Here is a 23,530-nt window from a genome sequence, read left to right as displayed (position 1 = left end):
AACATGTTTTATCCGTCCCTATTCGGCTAGCTTGTTGAGCGCATCCCCTTCCAGACGGAAGGCGACACAGCCCTCTTTGGGATGCGCACCGAGTGACTGGTAAAAGTCCAGGCTGGGCTTGTTCCAGTCCAGACAGGTCCATTCCATCCGGTTGCAGCCTCGCTCAGACGCGATCCGCGCGAGCTGCTGGAGGGATGCTTTGCCATATCCGCGCCCCCGGAAGTCTGGATCGACATACAAATCCTCAAGGTAGATGCCTCCTCGACCGGAGAAGGTCGAGAAATTATGGAAAAAGAGCGCATAACCGATCTCTTTTCCATCCACAACGAGAAAGAATGCCTCGGCCCGCTCTTTTTCAAACAGCCATTCGGTAATCATCTCTTCGGTCGCAAAGACCTGGTCCGGTCGCTTTTCATATTTCGCCAGCTCCCGGATAAAATGCAGGATCAGCGCAGCGTCTTCTTTTTGTGCAAAACGGAATGTCATATTTTCCTGTCCCAAAATCATCTCTCCTGTCAGTCGTTCATCTGGATTTTCCTGCATGTTGCAGGTTTGTTATATGGCCTATTATAATGTATACAGCGTAAACCTGCAAGCCCGGACTGCGGAGAGACACGCTGTAGAAGCGGATTGGACTGCTGACCTGGAAGCAGATTGCTCTGTTCATCTTTTTTTCATGGAATCTTTACTGGAGGTTTACGATTCCGGTCTTGACTTCGAGCAGACTCCAAGGTGTACTCTGATAAAGGGCCTCATTCTACAGCAGACAGGAGAATCCGCCATATGAAACAGCGAATCAAGGGTTTTCTCGCAGTCCTTTTGCTCGGTTCCATTCTGTCAACCGGATGCACCGGCCCGGAGGATGTGCCAAGCTCCGGCGGTCTGCCCCCGGACAGCATGGACGGACATGCCATCCTGCGCGTGGTTTCGCCTCCTGCCGAGCCTGCGGGGGAACCGGAGAAATCCGAAGAAGCAGGAGTATCCCAGCTGCATCCCTATGTGAAAGGGCTGACAGCAGATATCGCAGCGGAGCTTTCCACTCCGGGAATGGGTGAATATGAGAAGGCAAAAGCAGCTTTCGACTACCTGATAACCCATGTGTCGATAGGGGAACCGATAGGTCTTGAACTCTGGCGTGTTCATGGCGGCGGGGCAGAAGCGATCCCTTTTATAGAGCAGCGGGCGATTGGTCCGCTGCGGTTTGGAGTAGGAATGTGCGAGGACTATGCCGCCGCACTCACGCTGCTGCTGCGGGAGATGGGGCTGGAGGCCGCATATATGCCGGGGCTTACCTATTCCGCAGAGGGAAATCCGGTGGATCATGCCTGGACGCTGGTGAAAGTTGACGGGGTGTGGTACCATCTGGACAGCCAGTTGGAGGACGCGATTTCCCGTCGCGGTTCGGTAGGCTATAGATACTTCCTTCGGGGGGACAGGACGATGGCTGCCTCCCACCACTGGGAGCAAAATCTCATAGCTGCCGGTGTATTGACGGCGGAACAGAACCGGGAGATCGCGGAGTCCTTTCCGGCTCCCTCCTGTCCCTTGGACTATCCCACGCCACAAAGACTCCCTATTGCGGATTCCCCTGCGCCGGACATGGAAACTCTGCGCCAGAGAGTCGCCGCTGAAATAGCTGCCTGGGAGGCAGAAAACGGGCCTTTGCCGGAAATGGAGCTGAACGCGCTCCCGCCGGTCTTTGGACTTGAGGGCTACGGACCAGCGGATGAGGGATAAATAACCAGAGTGAAAGGAAGGAACCTTTTGTCATGAAATCATTTTTTGCCGCTCTAATGGCAGTGGCGCTCCTGCTGTCAGGCTGCGCTCATTCTTCCCCAGTCTCCTCCGATGCGTCCGACACGCCGTCCGCAGAGAGCACCTCCATAGCCTCTGAACCGGCAGCGGCTCGGGAACCGGAGTCCAGCCCGGAACCGCCGCCGGAGCCAGAACCAGACAATCGCTGGCAGTTTGATGCACCGGAAAACCACGGCATGGACCCTGCCTTATTGGAGCAGATGCACATAGCCCTGACAGGGGCGCCGGTCTACACGGTGCTGACAGCAAAAGATGGGGTTATTGTCGATGAATTCTACCAGGAAGGGGATAACGAGGACAGCGCCTATGCCTTTCATTCCGCCTCCAAGTCAGTGACCAGTGCTCTGTTTGGGATCGCCATGGAGGAAGGCTATATTGGCAGTGTGGACGATCTGCTCTCTGACTATCTTCCCCAGGTATTGGAGCTGGAGGACGAGGGAAAGCAGCAGATTACCCTGCGGCATCTGCTGACCCATACTTCAGGGCTGGAATGGTATGAGTGGGGCGGAAGCTACAGCAACTGGGGGGAATTCCGTTCGGCGGATAACTGGGTGGACTATATTTTAGGCCGTCGACTGGTCTACGCCCCCGGAACCGTATTCAATTACAGCACCGGCAACACCCATCTGCTGGCAGCTGTTTTGGAGAGGGTTACCGGCAAGGGTCTGGCTGATTATGCCAGAGAGAAGCTGTTTGACCCCATGGGGATGGAGAGCGTTATCTGGGGGACCGATCCGCAGGGGATCGCCGATGGTGGAAATGGACTGATCATGTCTGCCCGGGATGCGGCAAAGTTCGGCCAGCTCTTTTTGGATGGCGGAATCTGGAATGGTCAGCAGCTCGTTCCGGCAGACTGGGTGACAGAATCCACCACCGTCAAAAACAACGGCGCCGGTGACGGAACAGGGGCCTACGGTTACCAGTGGTGGATTCGTTCTTTCGGGAATACGGACACTTATTATGCTTTTGGTGCATGGAGGCAGTATATTTTTGTTGTGCCCTCTTTGAATCTTGTGACAGTGATTGCCAGCCCCGGCCCACAAAGCAGCTATGCTTCCCGCGATTACTTCACCAGATATGTCCTGCTCGCCTGTCAGGGATATAGCAGCACTTAAAGTGAGTATAAGTGTTCAGCCTGCAAAAAAACCTCGCCAGCGGCGAGGTTTTTTATTATAGAGGAACGGGATTTCTTAGGATACGGACACCTGTTCGATCATCGCCGCAGGGTCGATGGTTTTTCCAAACGAATAGGTTTTACCGTCCCGCTCCAGTGTGGCGGGACGTGAAGTCTCTTGCAGTGCCTGTACAAACAGCTCAAAGGTGATGCCGGGCTGTGCCTGGCAGGCGAGCGCATACAGCCCCGCAACATACGGAACCGCCCAACTCATGCCGCCGTTGTTATAGAAAACATAGTCCTGTTCACCGGTGGGGGAGGCAGTGGCGCGGCGGTCCATCGGGATCAGCAGTTGGCCGCTGTAGTCCTGGGCATCTTCTTCAAAGAGATACGGTTCCCAGAACATGCCCGGACGCACGCTGGAAGGGGCCTCCGGGTCGGCAAGTGGAAGGCGGCCGCTTCCCATAAACGGCAGCAGCGGGTCATTATCCGCCACGTAGACAAATGCGATCCCCGCTTCCTGTGCACGTTTTACTGCGGCCTGCATCTCGGCAGCACCCCGGGTATCCGGCATCCAACCACGTGACATCGAAATCACACGGATTTTCTCCCCAGCCGGAAGCGTGTTGTTCAGGGCGATGATATCATCGACCGTTTGCGCGCGCAGGGTGAGGTCGGGTTCTCCATCCTCGGAGGAACTGTCACACGCAAAAAAATAGAGCAGGGCGTCCGGCGCGACCCCAACCGTTTTCCCGGCCGCGATCGAAGCGACCGCCGCCCCATGCATCTGTGCACCTGCCCTTGAGGAGACCGGCCCATATTCCCGGTAGCAGCGCAGCCGGTCGGCATACTCTTGGTGCCCGGTCAGAAGGGTCTGGTCAATGATCGCGATTCCGACTCCTTTCCCGGTGATCCCTTTTTCATGCAGGGCGCGCACCCCCAACCCCGGGTTTTTGCCCTGTTCCATCACAGCAGCAGGGTCGAACCCGTCCGGCAGAGTGTCCGGCCAAAGTGTTTGGCTGTCAAAGTCCGAAAGGAGGAGTGCGTCCAGCTCCCCGGAGAGGTCCGCCGACCGCAGATCGGTGCTGCGCAGGTCACGGGTACCGTCGTCCCATGCTTCGGGCAGCGCATCGAGCGCACCGAACATCTGGGTGAAATCAGCGGCAGGCGGTTCGCGGCAGAGGTCTGGAGCGGAGCCGGGGCTGCTGCATCCTGTATTTAGGGCCGCTAGGGCTGTGCAGAGCAGGCAAAGCATTTTTTTCATGAAAATCCCTTCCTAAAAGAATAAAAATTTTTTGGCAAACCAAGTATACAGCGATTTGTCGGGAAATGCAAGGATATGCGGCGTTTTTTGCGGTTCCGTGAAAAGTTTGTTAAGATTTTTTCATAAGTTGGCACAAAACCGATTGCAAAAACCAAGAGAATATAGTATACTAAGCGTAGTTTCGATTTTTGTTCGTATAACTTTATAAAGGTAAGGAGAATGATTATGAGCATCGATTTTACCCTGGCAGGTGCGGTAATCTTTACCGGACTCGTAGTCGTATTCACTGCGCTGGTCGGGCTTTGGGGGATTGTCGCCCTGTTTGGAAGGTTCTTTTCAGCGGCATCGAATAAGCCCAAACCGTCCGAGCCGCCCAAAGCGGCGCCAGCTCCGGCCCCAAAGGCGGCAGCTCCCTCTGCCCCCGCTGCTCCGGCACCCAAGGCAGCGCCAGTCCCAGTTGTGGAAGACGGGATCGGCGATGAGATTGTGGCAGTCATTGCGGCGGCAGTTGAGGCGATGGGTGCAGGAGAATCCGGTGGGTATGTCCTGCAAAGCATTCAGAATGCGGCTCCGGTTGTTGGCACAGCTCCCCAGCACCAGCAGGTAAAGGGTGGGCGTCCCGCATGGGCACAGGCGGGTCTGATGCAGAATACGCAGCCGTTTTAATCAATCTTGAATGAATTTGTTGAAAGGACTGACAACATGTTTGCAATTTTTCTGGATTCTGTAGGCACGCTGATCCAAAACTGCGGCTTTACCAGCTTGTCGTTTGGGCAGGCGCTCATGATTCTCGTCTCGTTTGTACTGATGTATCTTGCGATCGGCCGCGGATTTGAGCCGCTTCTCCTTCTGCCGATTGCATTCGGTATGTTTCTGACCAATATCCCCAACGCAAACCTTTATCATACCCTGATCTTTATCAACGAAACAGGGCATATCGACTGGTCGCTGCTCGCTGAGACAGGCGGTCTGCTCGATTATCTCTATCTGGGCGTCAAGCTGGGCATCTACCCGCCGCTGATCTTCCTCGGCGTCGGCTGTATGACCGACTTTGGTCCGCTGATTGCAAACCCCAAGAGCTTCCTGATGGGTGCGGCGGCGCAGCTCGGTATCTTCCTCGCGTTCTTTGGCGCGCTCTGCATCGGGTTTACACCTGCGGAAGCCGGTTCGATCGGTATCATCGGCGGTGCGGATGGTCCGACTGCGATCTTCACGACAACACAGCTTGCCCCGCATCTCCTTGGTTCGATTGCGGTTGCAGCATATTCCTATATGGCGCTTGTCCCGATCATCCAGCCGCCGATCATGAAGGCGCTGACCACCAAAGAAGAGCGTATGATCAAGATGGAGCAGCTCCGTCCGGTTTCCAAGATCGAGAAGCTGATTTTCCCGGTCCTGGTTACGATGGTCGTTTCCTTCCTGGTTCCGGATACCACCCCGCTGATCGGTATGCTCATGCTGGGCAACCTGTTTAAAGAGTCGGGCGTCACCGATCGTCTTTCCAAAACGGCCCAGAATGAGCTGATGAATATTGTCACCATCTTCCTCGGCGTCACCGTCGGTGCGACTGCGAACGCCGCCAGCTTCCTGAACCTGAAAACGCTGGGCATTGTCGCAATGGGCCTCTGTGCGTTTGCGTGCGGTACTGCGGGCGGTGTCCTGCTCGGCAAACTGATGTGCGTCCTCTCGGGCGGCAAGATCAACCCGCTGATCGGTTCGGCTGGTGTTTCTGCGGTTCCGATGGCAGCGCGTGTTTCTCAGAAGGTCGGCCAGGCGGAGAACCCCACCAACTTCCTGCTCATGCATGCAATGGGTCCGAATGTTGCGGGTGTTATCGGTTCGGCAGTTGCTGCCGGCGTCCTGCTTGCGGTTTTGAAATAATCTGTCCTGTAAAAAAAGACGATGCCGCGGATGCAGAATGCATCCGCGGCGTGTTTTCTTGCGTGGACTTTGACAGGGACCTGCTTTGCAAAATCGTAGTTTCTACTGCGAGCCGCAGCGAAACATTTTGAACGCAACCGTTCTGCAAGCTGGGCGTAAAATACGGCTCACTGGTGAAGCACGTTTGGACGATAAGCGGGGGCTTTTCAGGTGCGGAAGCATTTTGAAAGAAAGGCAGAAAACAGGCTTTAAAATTTAGATGCAGCTTGGAAGGGAAAGAGAATGGATTTACAGTTAAAAGCGCGATATATCAAAGTCAAAAAGGAGATCATAGACGACTTTTTCAAACGGATGAACGACAGGCAGCGGGAGGCGGTCTTTGCGGTGGATGGGCCAGTTCTGATCCTCGCGGGGGCGGGAAGCGGCAAAACCACCGTTATCATCAACCGAATTGCAAATATGGTGCAGTTTGGGAACGCCTATCATAGCGATTGGATGCCCGAGGGGATCACCGAGGAGGATGTGTCCTTTCTGGAGGAATATGCAGCAGGAGAAAACTGGGAGATGGAGCGGGCTTTCTCGCTGATTAAGAACCGAGCGGTCATGCCTTGGAACATTCTGGCGATCACGTTCACGAATAAGGCTGCGGGGGAGCTGCGGGAGCGGCTCTCCGCGATGCTTGGCTCGCTCGCGGATGAGGTAAACGCTTCGACCTTCCACTCGGCCTGTATGCGCATCCTCCGCCGCGAAATCGACCGTCTGGGCTACTCGAGCAGCTTCACGATCTATGACACTGATGATTCGGTGCGACTGGTCAAGGCCGCACTCAAGGAACTGAATCTGGATGAGAAAAAATTCTCCGCGAAGGGGGTTCTTTCGACGATCGGGCGCGCCAAGGATGAGCTGAAAACGCCGGAAGATTTTGCGGATTCGGCAGGGGAGGACTTCCGGCTTCAGGTGGCTTCTAAGGTCTATCGAATCTATCAGCAGCAGCTGCGGGCAGCAAATGCGGTGGATTTCGATGACATCATCATGCTGACTGTCCAGCTCTTCCAGCAGTTTCCCGAGGTGCTGGAGCATTACCGCAACCGGTTCCGCTATCTGATGGTAGACGAATACCAGGACACCAATCGTGCCCAGTTTGAGCTGGTGCGGTTGCTTTCGTCCCACAGCGGAAATCTCTGCGTGGTAGGCGATGATGACCAGAGTATTTACAAGTTCCGGGGAGCGACGATCGAAAATATCCTACAGTTTGAGGACACCTTCCCGGGCGCACGAGTAATCCGTCTGGAACAGAACTACCGGTGTACCAGCACCATCCTAGATGCGGCAAACGCGGTGATCGAGAACAACACCGAACGTAAGGGCAAAACCCTCTGGACAGAGAACGGAACCGGCGAGCCGATCGACGTTTACCGGGCAATAGACGAAAACGGAGAGGCGCAGCATATCTGTGACCGGATTTCCGAGAATGTCAAAAATGGGGCGCATTATGCCGACCATGTGGTTCTTTACCGGATGAATGCGCAGGCGCAGATGCTGGAGCGGGGGATGGTCAAAGCGGGCATCCCGTATCGGATTATCGGCGGCGTACGGTTTTATGAGCGTAAGGAGATCAAAGATATTGTCGCCTATCTCAGCCTGATCCACAATCCGGCGGATACCCTGCGTCTGCGCCGGATCATCAACGAGCCGAAACGAAAGATTGGTGACGGGACTGTAAACATGGTGCTCGAACTTGCCGCCGAATCGGGAAAATCGGCATTTGAGGTGGTGGACCATGCGGATACATATGAACCGCTCGCGCGCCGGGCATCCGATCTGATGCAGTTCGGGCAGATGATCCATCGTCTAATGGAGCTGGCGGACACCTGCCCCTTGGGAGAACTGCTTGACACCCTGCTCGAGGATACCGGCTATCTGCGGATGCTTCAAGCGGAAGGATTTGAAGGACAGACCCGTCTTGAGAACATCGAGGAACTGAAGTCCACCATGAACCGATATGAAGAGGAGAACACAGAGCCGACTCTGGCCGGTTTTCTCGAGGAAATCTCGCTTTATACCGATATCGACAAGTTCGATCCGACTGCGGACAATGTGGTGCTGATGACGATGCACTCGGCAAAAGGGCTGGAATTTGACCATGTGTTTGTTGCGGGGATCGAGGAAGGAATCTTCCCAGGTGTGCAGTCGATGTTCGATCCGGCCCAAATCGAGGAGGAACGGCGGCTCGCATACGTTTCACTCACCCGGGCAAAAAAGCGGCTCTATCTTTCAACCGCTGCACAACGGATGCTGTTTGGGCAGACAATGCGGAACCGTCCGTCCCGTTTTTTGGCCGAAGTCCCCGGGGAGCTGACCCAGCTGACCGATGCGGTTTTGCAGCGGCAGGCGGCACCGCAGAAACAGCCCACCGTTCGCAGGCAGCGGGTCAATCCGACCGATAAGCTGATCGGGATTGGAGGCGGTATGCCCCGTTCCCAGCAGGAGAATCAACCTGAGATTTCCTACCGTACGGGTGACCGGGTCAGCCACAAGGTTTTTGGAGAGGGGACGGTTCTTTCGGTCACGCCGATGGGAAATGACCATCTGCTGGAGGTCGCATTTGGAAGCGTTGGCACCAAAAAATTGATGGCCAAATTTGCCAGATTGTATAAAGAATCTTAAATATTGCAAAATTCGAGCTTTTTAGGGAAAATGAACCTCGAATTTTAGGGATGTAGCGAGAAAAATATAGAATAGTCCGTTTTTTCGACAAGAGATGACACCGCTCTTGTATATAATAAACATGCAAGAGGCCTTCAGACAGAAGCAAACAGCTTCAGAAGAAACGATTTTTAGGTCCATGGTCCCGTCGCGAATGCTGTGGAAGAAACGAAATGTTGAGGAAGAAAGAGGCTTTGGTTTGACTTCTAAGTCAAAATGCAGACAGGGTGAAGCTTGTCACATGGAAATAACCGGTTTTTTCATGTTTTTGGCGAATATAAAAAGGTTGCATGTATAGGAGGTATATAGGAATGCGGAAATTGAAGAAATTGGTATTATGGCTGATTGCTTGTCGAATCGAAGGGAACTGGAGAAAAATTGACCGCAATCGCAAACAGATGAAACGCCTGATCGCCGGTAAGGTGCCGTATACATCGGACAAGCTGATCCGGCTGGACATGGAGACTGCGCGTCTGGGCCAGGAGGCCATGACGATGCAGCGCTGCTACCATGATATGGAGCGCGCAGGATAAAGGGGGACTCTCTTCTGTTTGCCGTGGGCAGAAATTTCTGCCCGCGGCATGTTTGCTGTATTTTTTAGACTGGCATCCATCAGCTCCCAATTTCAGGGATGTCTCTGAACGGTATGGGTGGCGGCCCCCGCTATATCCTGTTTTTGAAGAAAGGAGAAAGAATGAAAAAACCGCCCCCTTGTGGGACAGGCTTCATTCTACAACGTCTTATGGGACAAAAACTGAAACAAAAACAGATGTCGGATTCGCTCACGGTGGGAGTTCTGCTCGCTGTGGTGGGCGGATTTCTGGATGCTTACACCTATCTGCTGCGCGGGCACGTATTTGCCAATGCACAGACCGGTAATATCGTTCTGCTTGGGCTTTCTGCCGCCCAAGGGGAGTTCCTCAAGGCTTCCTACTACCTGCTGCCGATTCTGGCGTTCCTCTGCGGGGTTCTGCTGACCGAGTGGATCAGATCCCGGTTTCAAAACTGCCAGGCCATCCATTGGCGCCAGCTTGTGGTTGCAGTGGAGATGGTACTTCTGGTCATTGTTGCCTTTCTGCCGCTCGGGAGCTGGGACTCTGCCGCCAACATTATGATCTCATTGCTCTGTGCCATGCAGGTCGAGGGATTCCGTAAGATTCTGGGAAACGCTGCTGCAACCACCATGTGCACCGGGAACCTGCGCTCAGCCGCCGAGCGGTTTTACCTATTCTGGACCACTGGCGACCCTTCCCGGCGTACTGAGAGCCTGCATTACTGCGGGATCATCCTGTCATTTATCGGCGGGGCAGCGCTTGGTACCTTCTGCTGCCGCTTGTTCGCCGGACACGCGGTGTTGATCTGTTGTGGATTTCTCCTGCTTGCCTTCGGAATGATGTCGTTCAGGAATTCCCGCTGATTGGGATAGAAAAGCAGCCCGCTCCGGATTAGAGCGGGCTGTCTGTCTTTTCATCCAGTAGATCTGTATCGGTTCTCCATTGGGATGTGCAGATTCCCGTTCCAGGATACCGCCATTCGAAAGGATCGTCCGCGCAGATGCAGGATTGTTTTTGTCGCAGACGAGCATCAAACGGTGCAGGCCGACCGAACAGGCAAATTTCAATGACAGCCGCAGAATCTGTCCGGCATACCCCTTGCCTCGCTCGCAGGGACGCACCCCGTATCCAATATGGCCGCTATATTGCCGCAGATACTCATTTAAGGTGTGCCGGATGTTTACCGTTTCAATCAGCCGGTGGTTTGAAAGCCGCACTGCAAAAAAGGTGGAAGCCCCCCGTCTGGGGGAGACCGCCTCAAAGACAGCGTTGCGTTCTACGAGCGCAAGCCATTCCGGATAAGGAAGCTGGCCGGGCAGAACACCACCATGCAGTTCGGTTTCCCCATGTGCCAGATGTTCCTGCTTGTAGTCCCGTACTTCTTACCTCCCATTCAGGGATGAAAGATACCAGGAGCAGCTGTTCCCTGAGACTGCGCAAGGGTCAAACAGAAATATCCATGGATACGGCCGGGACATCCGCCGCAGCCATATCCGCCCCAACAGGAACTTCGGCAGCAACCGGGGCGGATGCCACAGGAGCAGCAACCGGAGCCACCGCTGGGGACGATCCTCCGACTGCTCCGGCCATCCCTTCGAGCATGGCTTCCTGACGCTCCTGTGCGTCTTTGGAAACCTCCTTCTGAGCATACCGCGTCTCGTCCCGCCGGCGCTTGTTCCGGCGGCTTTTCAGTTCTTCCCGTTGGGCGTGCGCTTTCTGCTCCTCCTGTGCCTTCTCAGCCTTCTTCTGCTTCCGCTCCAGTTCGGCCTCTTTGTTCAGATGCCGGATCTTGTTGCGCGAACGCTTGAGCAGTTTTTCAATCCGGCGGATCTGTGCTGTGATCTTATTCTTCTGTTTGCCCTCCGCGAGCGGCTGCGCCATCTTCAAACCCGCCAATGCCATCATTCCCTTGGAGATCACCCGCTGGACATCCATCGTACTCTGCGCATTCGCAAGCATGGTGGCAAGCTCCCCGACCGAGTTCTGTGAACTGGTGGAAACTGAGACTTTCCCACCACTGCTTTTGCCCATCGCGGCCTGCATCATCTGTGCCTGCGATTTCTCCCGGGCCTCCTCCTGCTCTTTCAGCTGGGAAAGCAGGTTTTTCTGTTGCTCATCAGCGGACAGCGACACAGGGTTCTGTGTCTTTTTCTCCTGCTCCTTCACCGAGATCCGGGGCGGATAATACTGGATACTGGACTGAACCTTCATTCCTCAACCCTCCCTTTGTGTTCAACACAACATCTGTTCCACATCTTTCTAACATAAATAATCGTCCTGAATGTACCAAACTAAACCGCACGTAGCAGAATCCCTGTCTGCCATTCACGTCAGCGCGAACAGGCGGGCCGCCCCCGCAACTGTACCGCAGATCACCATGCCGATCACGGTCGGTACCAAGAACGAAACCAGCGTCCACCGGATGCTGTGGGTTTCCTTATAGATGGTCATGCAGCTTGTCGAGCAGGGCCAGTGCAGCAAGGAAAACAGCATCGTACAGGTAGCGGTCAGCCAGGTCCAGCCTTGGCTGGTCAGCAGGGTTTTCAGTTGTGTCAGGTCGTTGATTTCGGTTAGGCTCCCAGTCGAAAGATAGGCCATCAACATAACCGGTACCACGATTTCATTCGCTGGGAATCCTAGGATGAATGCCATCAGGATCACTCCATCCAGCCCCAGCAGGCGGGCAAACGGGTCGAAGAATCCGCTGCAGTGTGCCAGAAGGCTCTGTCCGCCGACCGTCAGATTGGCCATACACCAGATCAGCAGGCCAGCAGGTGCAGCGACCGCTGCTGCACGCCCAAGAACAAACAGGGTACGGTCAAAAATCGACCGCACAATCACCTGGACGATCTGCGGACGCCGGTAGGGGGGCAGCTCGAGTGTAAAGGAGGAGGGGACCCCCTTGAGGATGGTTTGGGAGAGTACAAACGAGACAGCAAAGGTCATCAACACGCCAAGCAGGATGATGCCGGTCAGCAGCAGGGCGGAAAGGAGGCTTGCTCCAAGTCCGGAAGCGCTGCCGATGAAAAACATTGTGATAATCGAGATGAGGGTGGGAAACCGTCCGTTGCAGGGGACGAAATTGTTGGTGATGATCGCGATCAGCCGTTCGCGCGGCGAGTCGATGATTCGGGCGCCGGTGATCCCTGCAGCGTTGCATCCAAATCCCATACACATGGTGAGCGCCTGTTTCCCGCAAGCGCGGCACCGTTGGAAGCCTTTGTCAAGATTGAAGGCGATGCGGGGGAGATATCCGGAATCCTCCAACAAAGTAAAAAGCGGGAAAAAAATTGCCATGGGAGGCAGCATGACCGAGACCACCCACGCCAGTGTTCGATAGACCCCATCCGTAAGCATCCTGTTCAGCCAGGGCGGGGCGCCCACCCAGGACAGCGCTTCCGCGAGTATCCCCTGTCCTTGGAAAAGCAGGTCGGAGAGCAGGCGGGAGGGGACGTTCGCGCCAGCAATCGTTAACCAGAAAACAAAGGCGAGCAGCAGGAGCATCACTGGGATTCCGGTAGCGCGGCTGGTGAGCAGCCGGTCAAGCGCCCGGTCGCGGTCGTGACAGCTGGCTTTCTGGTAGGATACGGTATCCATGCAGAGCTCTTCGGCCAACAGAACAGCCGATGCCGCCACCATATCCCGGAATTTTTCGGGCGCGATACCCTCTTCGGTCAGATGCCTTTGTGCCTCCTCAAGTGCGTCCCGGACTTCCGGATGCATTCGGAGCTGGATTTTTAAGTACGCGTCGATCGACGCAAGCAGCTGTGTATCCTCCGAAAGCAGTTTGACCGCAATCCAGCGGGCAGGGAGTTTTTTGAGATTCAGCGGCTCCAGAACCGGAACCAACAGCCCCAGCGCCCGCTCGACCGCTTCTGGGTACCGCATGCGCAGCGGCTTTGTGTCCGGGGGCTTACGGCATATCCGTTCGACCGCACCGGTGAGCTGTTCCAACCCTTTGCTGCTCCGCGCACTCGTTCCAATCACCGGAACCCCCAGCCGCCGGGAGAGCCGGGGAAGATCAATCTGGATCTGCTTTTTTCCTGCTTCATCCAGCAGATTGACACAGAGCACCACACGCGGTGTGACTTCCAGTGTTTGGAGCGCCAGATTCAGATTTCGCTCGAGGCAGGTCGCGTCGCAGACCACGATGACTGCGTCCGGCTCCTCGAAGCAGATGAAATCCCGCGCCACTTCCTCTTCTGCCGAATGGGCCAGCAAAGAGTACGCTCCAGGCAGGTCCACCAGCAGATAGTCCTGCCCGCCGCGCCGGTATCGCCCCTGCGCGTTTGTCACCGTTTTGCCCGGCCAGTTTCCTGTTGGTTAATATAATTATGGCGAAATTGGGGTGACAAAAAAATGATCTCCATTCGTGATAATAATCTTGCCAATGACGCGGGTCCAAAATTCCTTCTTATGCTGTTTGGATAACTCGGAGTAAAGTGACAACGTGTTTGCCAATTCATCCAAATCAACGGGCTGGGGGAGTGTTGCTATGGTGTCGGAGGCGGCTCGCAGTTCATCCCGCAAGGCAGTGTAGTCGCGCTCATAGACATCACGATCAATCAGGTCATTGAGATAGAGATCTTTTAATTTTTCCATTTTATTCTTGATCTTGGCTTCGTCAATTTTTTTCTGGGGCTGAGTCGCCCTTGTTTCCAGGTCAAGATTGTACTGCGCGAATTGTGGAAGCAGGTTATGTAGCAGCCAATCTTCAAGAACGAGTTCGCTCGTTCTTTTTTTGTGGTTGCACATGTGCAGCTTTTCATATCTTGTGCAGCGGTAATAGATGTACTTTTGAGAAACGGTATGGGCGCTGAGACGGTTCCCACATTCTGCACAGTAGACAAGGCCGGTAAACAGATAGACCTGACTTGCCTTTAGATGACTGTTGCGCTGCGCTCGTTCCGACATTAGCTGCTGGACTTGGGAAAAGATATTTGCGTCAATCAATGGAGGGCAAAAATCATCCTGTCCATGCGCACGACCTATATAGCGTTCGTTGCTGAGCAGGGCCCGGATGCCGCTGTAACAATACACAAGACCATGCTGATCCATCATATACTGCCGCAGTGACCGCATAGAACGCAGAATTAGATAGCGGTCGAAAATATCTCGGACGACAGGGGCTGTGTTCTCATCCAGGCAAAGACGCTTTTCCGCGATCCGGTAACCCAGCGGCACCTTTCCGCTGATGACCTCCCCACGCTTTACCTTGCTGTCAAAGACAAATTTAATGCGCTCCGAGGTACGGTCGGATTCGTCCTGCGCGATGGAGAGTTTGATGTTAAGATGCAAACGCCCGTTGGCCGTAGTGGTATCGTAATCTTCCTCTGTAGCGATCCAGCGGACATTATGAGCATCCAGAATTTTCTGCACCTCATAATAGTCGGCAATATTGCGAAACCAACGGTCCAGCTTGATAAACAAGATCAGGTCAATTTTATCCTCTTGCACATCCTTCAGCATCCGCATAAACTGTATCCGGTTGCGGTACTTTTTCCGGGCGGTAACGCCCTCATCGGCGTAGATGTCCACTAGGCGCAAACGATTCTCCTGCACATAGCGGGTCAGCGTTTCACGCTGGGCGGAAAGAGACAGGCCGTGCATTGCCTGTTCTTCGGTCGAGACGCGGATATATAGCGCCGCCCGCTGTATCCCGGTATCCTCAATGCGTTTTTTGGGACGTGCCACTTGCCCACCTCCAGTTGAAACAATACTTCAAACCCAGTCAAACCGCTATCGGTGCTGGTGGTGCTGAGAGCGCTTTTTCTATTTTTACGGTAAAAGACCGCTAAAAATGTCGTCCAGAGAAATGTCGAAATCGTCAAACAGGCTGCATTTAAAATGTGTTTCCACAGCAGCCCGCTCTTCTTCGGACATCTTCGCCAGCATCCAGTCAGGATGAACTGTATACACACGGTCAAACCCAAGCTCGTTGTTTTTAAAAAGATAGATTTCGATAGATCGATCAACAGGATTTGCAATCCAGTATTCTTGAACACCACATTTTGCATACTGATCTTTCTTATAGCCACGATCCCTGTTGACTGTGCTAGGGGAAATGACTTCCACCACTAAATCAGGAGCGCCATGGACACCATCACTTTTGATCTTATTTCGGTCACAAACAATCATAAAATCAGGAACAAAGAGATCCGCTTCAGACAGATAAAGATCGGTACCGTCCGCAATAGGGGTACAGGCGTGTCCTCTCAAATAACTTTCAAAAATCCAGTAAATTCTGCTTGCAACTCGATTATGGTTAAAAGTAGGACGGGGGGACATGGCCACGACTTTCCCGCCGATTAGTTCTTCCCGCCAATCCTCTTTGTATGCGAGGTTCCCGTTCATAGCATCTGCTCCTTTCGCACGCCCGCTTGGTAGCGGGCTTTTTTTATTTATCGGAAATCATCCAACCAGATTACATTATCAAACTGCAAATTTTCGATCGCCCGAGGAAGAAACCTCTTTAGCGGACGGCTCTAACGGGGGGAGATCCAAGGCTTGTCGAGCGATGTTTTTATCTTTGAGGGTAGCTCTATCATATGCATAAGCTACTTCTAAAGCATCGTTACTTACATTCTGGGAAGCATGAGAGAGATCGTCGGTCCATCCCATAATGTAAGAAGGCGTAGTGTTCAATATTTCAGAGAGTTTTATGGCAACAGTCCGCTTAATATCTATATCTCCTGTTTCATATCTTTGGACAGTCGCTTTATTTACATTAAGATAATTTCCAACTTGCTCAAGAGTTAAACCTCGAAGTTCTCTTAGAGCCTTAATTCGTTGACCGATATTCATTTTTTCACCTCACCGATATTATATTATTTAAATGTTTTGAAGTCAATACGTAAAAAGCAACTTTTTTTACAGTTTGTATTGACTTTTGGTCAAATAGATGTTATATTTGTTACGTAAAAAGAAACTAACAAGGAAGTGAAAAAATGAAATTATATAGCTATTTAACGGAAATGGAAGCAAGAAAGTTAAAGGCTAGTATTGTTGAAGCTGGCTTAGATATTGGCGGATTAGCCCAAAAGATGCAGATGAGCAGATCAACTTTATCAGCTAGAATAAACGGAAAAACGGATTTCACTAGAAGTGAAATGGAAAACTTCGCCTCCATAGTAGGTAAATCTCCTAGTGAAATTTTTTTTGCCAATTAGTTGCTTTTCAAGAAACTTCTTTGATTTCTTAAAAAGCAATATTCAGAGCAAAAAGCCGCCCGGCGGGCGGCGGAAAGGAGGTCAATGGTGCGTGGGATCGTCGCTGCGGCCCACGAGATAGTCCAAAGACACGTCGAAGTAGTCCGCGAGGGCGATGAGTTTTTGGTATGCTGGTTCCCTATCGCCGTATTCATAACGTTGGTAGCCAATAGCTGACATGCCAACTGCTTCATATACTTGCTTTTGAGTTAGACCTTTTGACGTTCTAAGTTCTTTTAAACGTTCTGCGAAAGACATGGCAAATTCCCTCCAACAATTTTAGAGAAAGACTTGACATATCCAAATGGTAGTGTTATTATATCATCAACACATATCCAAATGGTAGTGTTAGTCTAGAAAGAGAGGATGAAGTGAATATGGAATTAAGGGCAGCCCGCGAGCAGTCCGGCAAGACACAGGCGCAGGTTGCCAAAGAGATTGGGGTATCTGAATTGTCATATCAGAGATATGAATATGACAAGCGAGAACCAGGCGTACGGACGGCCATCCGGATCGCCAGAGCACTTAACAGCACAGTTGAAGATTTGTTCGGGGCGGCAACCCCGGACATAGAAAAAGAGCCGGACGGCAATCCGGCGAAGTAGGTATAACCAAAGAATACCACAGAGTGATTAAAAATGCAAGGAAAAGCCGCCCATAGTGGGCGGCGGAAAGGAAAACTCAACTAACGTTGTGAAACTCTTTTTCATGTTGTCTGACGCGCTTCTCGATTAAAGCAATATCCTGCCAGGCGTATTTCAAGCTGGCTTCGACCGCATCAAAACGCTCGTTCATCTCTTCGCGCATACTGTTCATTTCCTTGCGCAAATCGGCGATAGCGGCATCTGTTTTATCTTGGCGAGCTACCATTTGGTCCTGACGAGCAGCCATTTGGTCCTGACGAGCAGCCATTTGGTCCTGACGAGCAGCCATTTGATCCTGTTTTTCGATCATCTGTTCCAGTAATGCTAGAATTTTCTCTTCGTTGTTCATCTCAAGCCCCTCCTTTTTTCTAAGAGTATAACATGGCGAGGGCGGTTCGGTCAATGGCGCGCGGGATCGTCGCTGCGGCCCACGAGGTAGTCCAAAGACACGTCGAAGTAGTCCGCGAGGGCGATGAGGGTGTCAGAATCGGGTTTGCGTTGTCCAGTTTCATAATATTGATAAGTTCGTAAGGCAAGCCCTACATCCCTAGCAATATCCTTTTGCAACAGTCCTCGTTCATTTTTTAATTGGATTAGCCTTTCATTTAGAGTTGACATGACAACACCTCGCAATTTTAGTGTTGACATGCACGAAACGGCATGTTATTATGATAACATAACATGCACGAAACGGCATGTTAAATTTTAAGGAGAAGGAGAATGATTAACATTTTGAAAAAGATTCGTGAGGAAAGGGGGATGACACAAGAAGAGGTAGCTAAAAGTAGTCGTATTGCATTACGCAGCTATCAATATTACGAGAAGGGTAAACGTATACCAGATGTTTACACGGCAATACGGATAGCAGATGCCCTGAAAATTGAAGATGTTCGCAAATTGTTCGGGGCGGCAACCCCGGACATAGAAAAAAAGCCGGACGGCAATCCGGCGAAGTAAGTGTATAACCAAAGAATACCACAGAGTGATTAAAAATGCAAGAAAAAGCCGCCCATAGCGGGCAGCGGAAAGGGGGTGTTTCCATTGTGTTAAGCGAAAAAAACAAAAGGAATGCTGGATAAGCAGTTGCAGCTACTTATCCAGTATCCTAGAGCGAAGTATACCCTATTTCAGCAGGTGATCTGGCAGAACTCTTGCAAGAACCTGCACCGCTTCGGACAACCGATGACTAAATTATAAGGAGATTTTTATGGAAATTATTATTAAAGGTGATGCTCAGGAAATTGCGAAATTCGTGGAAAAACTTCAAAGCTGGAATAAAAACTGCTCAGGTTGGTACCGCAAGCCCTATACGGACGAATGGGTACGCTGTAACACAGAATTGTCATTTACCGCTTCTGCTCACGAGAGTATTCCTTCCAAGCGAGATTAAAGGCATCTAAAGCATCTTGTATCGCGCCTGCCTTTTGGAGATATTCCAAGATATCCTCTTTCTTTTGAGATTCGGTAAAATGAGGGTCCGCAAGCATATCTTTTGCAATATCTCCAATTGCAGACGGATCGTCTTTGTGTTGTTTCAACCACTCTTTAAAAATCATGCGTATACCTTCTTTCTCTTGAATTGTACCATGTGAAAAAGATTGTGCAAATAAAAAAGTCACTCAGTAATCCGATGAAGTAGGTACAATCCAAGAATACCACAGAGTGGTTAAAAATGCAAGAAAAAGCCGCCCGGCGGGCGGCGGAAATGTCGGTATCGTGGACAATCCGAGATGCATACAGATTCGATAGAAGGAGGCATATCACATGAAGATCAGTCCTATTGATTTGGAAGCGTTTGAGCGGGATAAGAAAGAATGGGACCCTTACTATATCGTTTCTGTACTGTCTGATTTAATCAGCCGTCAGCGTGGCTATCCTGTCGAAATTGTTCTAACACCGAAGAATCCGGAAACGGAGAAGTCGGAAGATGTATCCTAATCCGCGCATAGGGGGATATCCCCTCGTTATGAAGGACAAGCCTTGAAAGATGAGTATTTTGGTTTGTCTGTGTAAGCAAGCGGAAAAATCGGAACAGCCTTAGTGCATAAAAAAGCCGCCCGGCGGGCGGCGGAAAGGAGGTGCTGGAGATGACAGGCCATATGATCACAATCATTTTTAACTCGGTTACAGCAGTGTGTAATATTATCGTTATGATACTTTTCTATGTATGGTATGGCCCTAACTCAAAACGATAGTCGCGACTAAACTACCTACAGCAGCAATGCTGCCTATAAGTGTAGCGATGAGAGATGTCCAGAAGCGAATGCGATCAATATTTTTTTGCCTATTGGCCACCTCCATTGCTTTTTTTTCGGATTCGACACGGGATTGTCTTTCAACTTCAAAATTGAATTCAATCTCTTGAACCCGAGCTTTTATTTCGCGTTGGGATTGCATAATATCTTGAATTTTGCTTTTGAATTCTTCTGTTTCATAATAAGGAACATGAAGCATGGCGTGTACAGATTCTTCAGAATTCATATTCAGAGATTTTTGATAAAGATCCATTTCTATATCTGCCTTGTTTTGTATATGTTCAAGTATTTGAAATGAGAGGTCTTCTGGAATGTTTGACATTTTCGATCCTTCTTTCATAGTGTATTAAATTAGTATAACAGAGAAGGATGTAGGGAGCAACTACTAAAGAGCCGCCCGGCGGGCGGCGGAGATGTCGGTATCGTGGACAATCCGAGATGCATACAGATTCGATAGAAGGAGGCATATCACATGAAGATCAGTCCTATTGATTTGGAAGCGTTTGAGCGGGATAAGAAAGAATGGGACCCTTACTATATCGTTTCTGTACTGTCTGATTTAATCAGCCGTCAGCGTGGCTATCCTGTCGAAATTGTTCTAACACCGAAAAATCCGGAAACGGAGAAGAAAAGATAATGGGATGGGTAGATTTGCCTCTTAAAACCTAAGGAGGCTCTATGAAAGAATTCATACCGCCTGCAAATTGGCAGGGCGTCCCCATGATCGAAGACTATCTGCCTGATGGATGCCGGGTCGTAGGGGTGCTTGGCGACAGCTGCCTGTTGGTGGAAGATGGCTCCTCAACCTGCCCTGCTGCCTATGCTGTTTACATCAGGGGCTTTAGCAAGGGTCCTTTTGCACTGGTTGGTCATTACGTGACCCCCGGATCCGCTGTGCATGCCTTTGCCGATGCCTTTATAGATCGGCTGACGGTACGAAAGGAGTAAAAAATGAAGTATCGCGGAAGCTTTAAAAGTGAGAATGGAACAGAGACGGCGTTTCAGGTGGAAACGTCGTGCTCTGTGCAGGAAGACCTGGAGCGCGGCCTGCAATTCATTGCTCAGAGTGTACGCAGATTTTATCCGGAAGCAGGAGAAGCTATGAACGAACAGCTCGAAAAAGACAAATTGACCATAGAGCAGGAGGCCGCCCTTGGGATCTCGCTACGTGCTTACCTGACAGAAATGCTTGGACTTCATGCGGCCAGAGAGATCCTTTCAATGAACAGTCAGGAGAAGGAGCAGCGGTATATCATCATCGACGGAAGACAAGGCCCGACAGGAAAAAGCACCCTGTGTAAGGTGCTACGGAAGCATGGTTACAAAGTGCTGGAGATGCACGAGCAAAAGTACATACGCCTAGATGCGGAGTTACAGTGCAAGATCGCCGATTTTAGTGATTTGATAATCTGAAAAAGATGAGAGGAGAAGCAAGATGAAGTTTATGAGAAAAAAGGATCAGGAATTGGAAGACCTGCTTGAGAAGTCCCGTCAGCTTCAGGTGGAGCTGAACGAGGCGGCGGCAAAGGCAGCGAAAGGATTGGTCTGGCGTCGGTTCGTCCCCGCTGGATCGCCGGAAGATCTGATGAAGCTCGGCAGCCTCATCGAAAGAAAGGCCCTGGCTTTGGATGATTTGCAGCTGATTTTGCAGACGCTTGCGCTGCCTGTATCAGATGGATCCTGCCCAGTAGATGGAAGAGTGAGGATGGCGTATACCGACCAGACAACCACCTGCCCATCGTATGTAGGCGGCAGATGCATCGGTGTACCTCCTGCTCATCCGCCGTATACATCAAGACCGGTATGCCCCAAAACGGTTTCGGAGGAGGTAGACGGGTGTACCAAAAAGTAATCATGATGGGGCGTCTGGCGGCGGATCCGGAGCTTCGACAGACGCCCAGCGGGGTCAGTGTTGCGACCTTCGCGATTGCAGTGGATCGCCAGTACGCGGACAAGGATGGCAAGCGCCAGGCGGACTTTTTCAACATCGTTGCCTGGCGGGAACTCGGGGAGTTTGTCGCCAAGTATTTCTGCAAGGGCAAGCCGTGCTTAGTGGACGGCCGGATTGAAACCCGCACCTATACGGACAAGAATGGGATCAAGCGAAAACTCTATGAGGTGATTGCCCAGAGCGTGCGGTTTTGCGGGGATGGCAGCAAGACAGACAAAGGGCTTCCGGAGGCACCGCCAGCGCCCAAGCAGACAGAGCAGGAAGACTTCACCGAGATGCCTCCAGGCGACGATCTTCCGTTTTAGAGGTGGCAGCATGAGAGTGATTGACATTATCAACCTGAAGGGCGGGGTCGCCAAGACGATCAGTGCGATCAACATTGCCCATGTGCTGGCTGTGGTCCACCATCAGCGTATCCTGATGATCGACAACGACAAGCAGGGCAACACGACCAAATTCTGGGGGCTGCACAGCTACGAACGCCCCGGCATTGCCGAGCTGCTGACCCAACCCGGGATGGACGTCCGGCAGGTGATCCAACCGACCGGGATCGCGGGGATCGACCTGATCCCCGCGAACATGTCCCTGCTTTCGGCGAACAGCTCGCTGCTCATCAACATGAGCCGGGGCAGGGACTACCGGCTCCGGCGGGCGCTCGACCCGGTGCGGGATGTATACGACTTTTGTGTGATTGACAATGCCCCTGACATCAACGTCGGCGTCATCAATGCGCTTATGGCCGCAGACGATGTGCTCGTACCGGTCAAGATCGACCAGTTTGCGTTTGATGGTCTTGCGGAGCTGATCGAGCAGGTGGATGAGATCCGGGAGAGCAACCCCAGCCTGCGGTTTGCGGGCTGTTTTTTTACCATGTACCAGCGCAACAAGGCCAATCAGCGCGGGGATGACTGGCTGCATGATGATGGAAGCTATCCCATCTTCAAAACCCGCATCCGGAGCACCGTCAAGGTCACTGAGACAACCTACGAGGGCAAACCGCTGCTGGTTCATGCGCCCCGCAGCACAGCGGCGCAGGACTACGTTTCGCTGGTTGCGGAGTATCTGGCGCAGAGAAAGGAGGGCGCAGGTGGGGAAGTTTAACGTCCGGGAGATGATGGCTCCGAAAGAATCCAACACAGAAACAGTGGACAGGCCACGCACTGTGGAGCAGATCGCGGTGGAGATCAATTTCTATAAGGCGCAGACAGTCCAGAATATCATCGAGATCGGTAAGCGGCTGATTGAAGCCAAGGAGCGCCTGCCGCATGGGGAATGGGCGGACTGGCTGCGGGATGCAGTGGACTTCAGCGAGCGTTCGGCCCGCAACTTTATGCGGCTGGCAACCGAATATGGAAATCGGCAACCGGTTGCCGATTTGGGCTACACCAAAATGCTGGCGCTTTTGCAGGTCCCGGAGGAGGATCGGGAAGCATTTTTGGCGGAAAGCCACCTGGTCAATGGGGTGCCCAAAACGGTGGATGAGATGTCCAAACGTGAGCTGGAGCAGGCGATCCGCGAGCGGGACCAGGCCCGCAAGGAGGCCGCAGAGCAGAAAGCCCGCGCCAAACGGGAGTATGACAACTACATGAATGCGCTTGTTGCAAAAGAAAAAGCAGATGAACAGTTGGAAATCGCAAAGCGGGAAGCGTCGGAACAGAGAAAGCGTGCGGAGCGGGCACAGCATTGTGTGGACGACCTGCAAGGGCAGGTCATAGAACTTCAGCACCGCCCGGTTGAGGTCGCAGTGGCGGAGGTCAGCGAGGAGCAGATTGAGGAGATCCGGCAGCAGGAGAAGGCAAAGGCCGAGCAGAAATACTGCAGCCAGATCGCCGCCGAACGCCAGCGGGCGGAAGCCGCGGAACGGAAGCTCAGGCAGCAGCCAGCCCGATCGGAGGCGATCTATACTGCGGAGGAGGCAGATGATGCCCGGGAACGGTTTGTGGGGGCGCTCTGGTCGGGCTTTGAACAGTTCACCGTGCTCCTCAGCCGTACAGAAGGAACGCTGGCATTGAACGCGCTCAAAGAGGCGGCGGAAGAGATAGACGAAATCCGGCAGGAAATCCGGCTGATGACCAACCAGCTGATCGGGCATCAGGAGATAGATCTGCCGCCAGATCTGTAAACAGGAGGTTAAAGAG

The 23,530-nt window shown here is 52.3% G+C and carries 29 protein-coding genes and 1 pseudogene; 18 read left to right on the top strand and 12 right to left on the bottom strand.

The window, feature by feature from the left end; all coding sequences use genetic code 11:
* Positions 1–18: 18 nt before the first annotated feature.
* On the bottom strand, positions 19–486 hold the full coding sequence (locus tag D5269_RS08310; RefSeq protein WP_120484965.1) for a GNAT family N-acetyltransferase: 468 nt from the start codon (positions 484–486) through the stop codon (positions 19–21).
* 297 nt (positions 487–783) lie between these two features.
* Here D5269_RS08310 and D5269_RS08305 point away from each other — a divergent pair, with 297 nt between their 5' ends.
* Complete coding sequence (locus D5269_RS08305; RefSeq protein ID WP_120484958.1) at positions 784–1,737, top strand: transglutaminase-like domain-containing protein; 954 nt, start codon at positions 784–786, stop codon at positions 1,735–1,737.
* A gap of 32 nt (positions 1,738–1,769) precedes the next feature.
* Positions 1,770–2,930, top strand: coding sequence for a serine hydrolase (locus D5269_RS08300; protein WP_120484957.1), 1,161 nt, complete (start codon positions 1,770–1,772; stop codon positions 2,928–2,930).
* Positions 2,931–3,005: 75 nt separating this feature from the next.
* Here the strand turns inward: D5269_RS08300 and D5269_RS08295 are convergent, their stop codons facing one another.
* On the bottom strand, positions 3,006–4,193 hold the full coding sequence (locus D5269_RS08295) for a S8 family serine peptidase (RefSeq protein ID WP_120484956.1): 1,188 nt from the start codon (positions 4,191–4,193) through the stop codon (positions 3,006–3,008).
* A gap of 225 nt (positions 4,194–4,418) precedes the next feature.
* On the opposite strand from D5269_RS08295, the gene D5269_RS08290 reads away from it, so the two are divergent.
* From D5269_RS08290 to D5269_RS08270, 5 genes are all read left to right on the top strand, one after another.
* Positions 4,419–4,859, top strand: a complete 441-nt coding sequence (locus D5269_RS08290; RefSeq protein WP_016315208.1) for an OadG family transporter subunit — start codon at positions 4,419–4,421, stop codon at positions 4,857–4,859.
* Positions 4,860–4,895: 36 nt separating this feature from the next.
* The gene (locus tag D5269_RS08285) at positions 4,896–6,074 is read left to right on the top strand and encodes a sodium ion-translocating decarboxylase subunit beta (RefSeq protein WP_016315209.1); all 1,179 of its coding nucleotides are present in this window, start codon (positions 4,896–4,898) and stop codon (positions 6,072–6,074) included.
* A 282-nt stretch (positions 6,075–6,356) separates the two neighbouring features.
* Positions 6,357–8,741 (top strand): UvrD-helicase domain-containing protein, encoded by a 2,385-nt coding sequence (locus tag D5269_RS08280; protein ID WP_120484955.1) that lies wholly within the window; start codon positions 6,357–6,359, stop codon positions 8,739–8,741.
* A gap of 350 nt (positions 8,742–9,091) precedes the next feature.
* The gene (locus D5269_RS08275; protein ID WP_016315211.1) at positions 9,092–9,313 is read left to right on the top strand and encodes a hypothetical protein; all 222 of its coding nucleotides are present in this window, start codon (positions 9,092–9,094) and stop codon (positions 9,311–9,313) included.
* Positions 9,314–9,474: 161 nt separating this feature from the next.
* On the top strand, positions 9,475–10,197 hold the full coding sequence (locus tag D5269_RS08270; RefSeq protein WP_243126735.1) for a YoaK family protein: 723 nt from the start codon (positions 9,475–9,477) through the stop codon (positions 10,195–10,197).
* Positions 10,198–10,777: 580 nt separating this feature from the next.
* Here D5269_RS08270 and D5269_RS08260 read toward each other — a convergent pair.
* From D5269_RS08260 to D5269_RS08240, 5 genes and pseudogenes are all read right to left on the bottom strand, one after another.
* Positions 10,778–11,545 carry a hypothetical protein gene (locus tag D5269_RS08260; protein WP_120484954.1) on the bottom strand — a complete coding sequence of 256 codons (768 nt, stop codon included), beginning with the start codon at positions 11,543–11,545 and terminating at the stop codon, positions 10,778–10,780.
* A 114-nt stretch (positions 11,546–11,659) separates the two neighbouring features.
* Positions 11,660–13,654 (bottom strand): annotated as a pseudogene (gene feoB, locus D5269_RS08255) (ferrous iron transport protein B); the annotation flags it as partial.
* 12 nt (positions 13,655–13,666) lie between these two features.
* On the bottom strand, positions 13,667–15,028 hold the full coding sequence (locus D5269_RS19010) for a recombinase family protein (protein ID WP_120484952.1): 1,362 nt from the start codon (positions 15,026–15,028) through the stop codon (positions 13,667–13,669).
* Between the two features lie 84 nt (positions 15,029–15,112).
* Positions 15,113–15,688, bottom strand: a complete 576-nt coding sequence (locus D5269_RS08245) for a Uma2 family endonuclease (protein WP_120484951.1) — start codon at positions 15,686–15,688, stop codon at positions 15,113–15,115.
* A gap of 78 nt (positions 15,689–15,766) precedes the next feature.
* On the bottom strand, positions 15,767–16,138 hold the full coding sequence (locus D5269_RS08240) for a helix-turn-helix transcriptional regulator (RefSeq protein ID WP_120484950.1): 372 nt from the start codon (positions 16,136–16,138) through the stop codon (positions 15,767–15,769).
* 143 nt (positions 16,139–16,281) lie between these two features.
* On the opposite strand from D5269_RS08240, the gene D5269_RS08235 reads away from it, so the two are divergent.
* Entirely contained in the window at positions 16,282–16,503 is a 222-nt protein-coding gene (locus D5269_RS08235) for a helix-turn-helix transcriptional regulator (protein WP_120484949.1), read from the top strand.
* An 81-nt stretch (positions 16,504–16,584) separates the two neighbouring features.
* On the opposite strand, the gene D5269_RS08230 is transcribed toward D5269_RS08235, so the two are convergent.
* Positions 16,585–16,800, bottom strand: coding sequence for a helix-turn-helix transcriptional regulator (locus D5269_RS08230; protein WP_120484948.1), 216 nt, complete (start codon positions 16,798–16,800; stop codon positions 16,585–16,587).
* A gap of 119 nt (positions 16,801–16,919) precedes the next feature.
* Between D5269_RS08230 and D5269_RS08225 the strand changes: the two genes are divergently transcribed.
* Positions 16,920–17,147 (top strand): helix-turn-helix transcriptional regulator, encoded by a 228-nt coding sequence (locus tag D5269_RS08225; protein ID WP_120484947.1) that lies wholly within the window; start codon positions 16,920–16,922, stop codon positions 17,145–17,147.
* A 76-nt stretch (positions 17,148–17,223) separates the two neighbouring features.
* Here the strand turns inward: D5269_RS08225 and D5269_RS08220 are convergent, their stop codons facing one another.
* The gene (locus D5269_RS08220) at positions 17,224–17,535 is read right to left on the bottom strand and encodes a hypothetical protein (RefSeq protein ID WP_120484946.1); all 312 of its coding nucleotides are present in this window, start codon (positions 17,533–17,535) and stop codon (positions 17,224–17,226) included.
* Between the two features lie 50 nt (positions 17,536–17,585).
* On the bottom strand, positions 17,586–17,804 hold the full coding sequence (locus tag D5269_RS08215; protein WP_120484945.1) for a helix-turn-helix transcriptional regulator: 219 nt from the start codon (positions 17,802–17,804) through the stop codon (positions 17,586–17,588).
* Positions 17,805–17,906: 102 nt separating this feature from the next.
* Between D5269_RS08215 and D5269_RS08210 the strand changes: the two genes are divergently transcribed.
* Positions 17,907–18,143: a helix-turn-helix transcriptional regulator gene (locus D5269_RS08210; RefSeq protein WP_120484944.1), complete on the top strand. Its 237-nt coding sequence runs from the start codon at positions 17,907–17,909 to the stop codon at positions 18,141–18,143.
* 389 nt (positions 18,144–18,532) lie between these two features.
* On the opposite strand, the gene D5269_RS08205 is transcribed toward D5269_RS08210, so the two are convergent.
* Entirely contained in the window at positions 18,533–18,742 is a 210-nt protein-coding gene (locus tag D5269_RS08205; RefSeq protein ID WP_120484943.1) for a YozE family protein, read from the bottom strand.
* Positions 18,743–18,950: 208 nt separating this feature from the next.
* Here D5269_RS08205 and D5269_RS08200 point away from each other — a divergent pair, with 208 nt between their 5' ends.
* Positions 18,951–19,124, top strand: coding sequence for a hypothetical protein (locus D5269_RS08200; protein WP_158604914.1), 174 nt, complete (start codon positions 18,951–18,953; stop codon positions 19,122–19,124).
* A 240-nt stretch (positions 19,125–19,364) separates the two neighbouring features.
* Here the strand turns inward: D5269_RS08200 and D5269_RS08195 are convergent, their stop codons facing one another.
* A complete protein-coding gene (locus D5269_RS08195; RefSeq protein ID WP_120484942.1) occupies positions 19,365–19,763 on the bottom strand; it encodes a hypothetical protein in 399 nt (132 codons plus the stop codon).
* 150 nt (positions 19,764–19,913) lie between these two features.
* Between D5269_RS08195 and D5269_RS08190 the strand changes: the two genes are divergently transcribed.
* From D5269_RS08190 to D5269_RS08160, 7 genes are read left to right on the top strand one after another with little or no spacing between them, the layout of a single operon-like run.
* Positions 19,914–20,078 (top strand): hypothetical protein, encoded by a 165-nt coding sequence (locus D5269_RS08190; RefSeq protein ID WP_158604913.1) that lies wholly within the window; start codon positions 19,914–19,916, stop codon positions 20,076–20,078.
* A gap of 41 nt (positions 20,079–20,119) precedes the next feature.
* Complete coding sequence (locus D5269_RS08185) at positions 20,120–20,389, top strand: hypothetical protein (protein ID WP_120484941.1); 270 nt, start codon at positions 20,120–20,122, stop codon at positions 20,387–20,389.
* 3 nt (positions 20,390–20,392) lie between these two features.
* Complete coding sequence (locus D5269_RS08180) at positions 20,393–20,854, top strand: hypothetical protein (RefSeq protein WP_120484940.1); 462 nt, start codon at positions 20,393–20,395, stop codon at positions 20,852–20,854.
* Between the two features lie 22 nt (positions 20,855–20,876).
* On the top strand, positions 20,877–21,293 hold the full coding sequence (locus tag D5269_RS08175; RefSeq protein WP_120484939.1) for a hypothetical protein: 417 nt from the start codon (positions 20,877–20,879) through the stop codon (positions 21,291–21,293).
* The gene (locus D5269_RS08170; RefSeq protein WP_120484938.1) at positions 21,278–21,697 is read left to right on the top strand and encodes a single-stranded DNA-binding protein; all 420 of its coding nucleotides are present in this window, start codon (positions 21,278–21,280) and stop codon (positions 21,695–21,697) included. The genes D5269_RS08175 and D5269_RS08170 overlap by 16 nt, the downstream gene beginning before the upstream one ends.
* A gap of 10 nt (positions 21,698–21,707) precedes the next feature.
* Positions 21,708–22,493, top strand: coding sequence for a ParA family protein (locus D5269_RS08165; protein WP_016318005.1), 786 nt, complete (start codon positions 21,708–21,710; stop codon positions 22,491–22,493).
* On the top strand, positions 22,480–23,514 hold the full coding sequence (locus tag D5269_RS08160; protein ID WP_158604912.1) for a DUF3102 domain-containing protein: 1,035 nt from the start codon (positions 22,480–22,482) through the stop codon (positions 23,512–23,514). Before D5269_RS08165 ends, D5269_RS08160 begins: the two co-directional genes overlap by 14 nt.
* The last annotated feature ends 16 nt before the right edge of the window (positions 23,515–23,530 follow it).

The sequence above is a fragment of the Anaerotruncus sp. 1XD42-93 genome, from assembly GCF_009917605.1.
Classification (GTDB): Bacteria; Bacillota; Clostridia; order Oscillospirales; family Ruminococcaceae; genus Anaerotruncus.
Note: the sequence above shows the minus strand (reverse complement) of the source record. Positions and strands in the feature narration are given on the sequence as shown.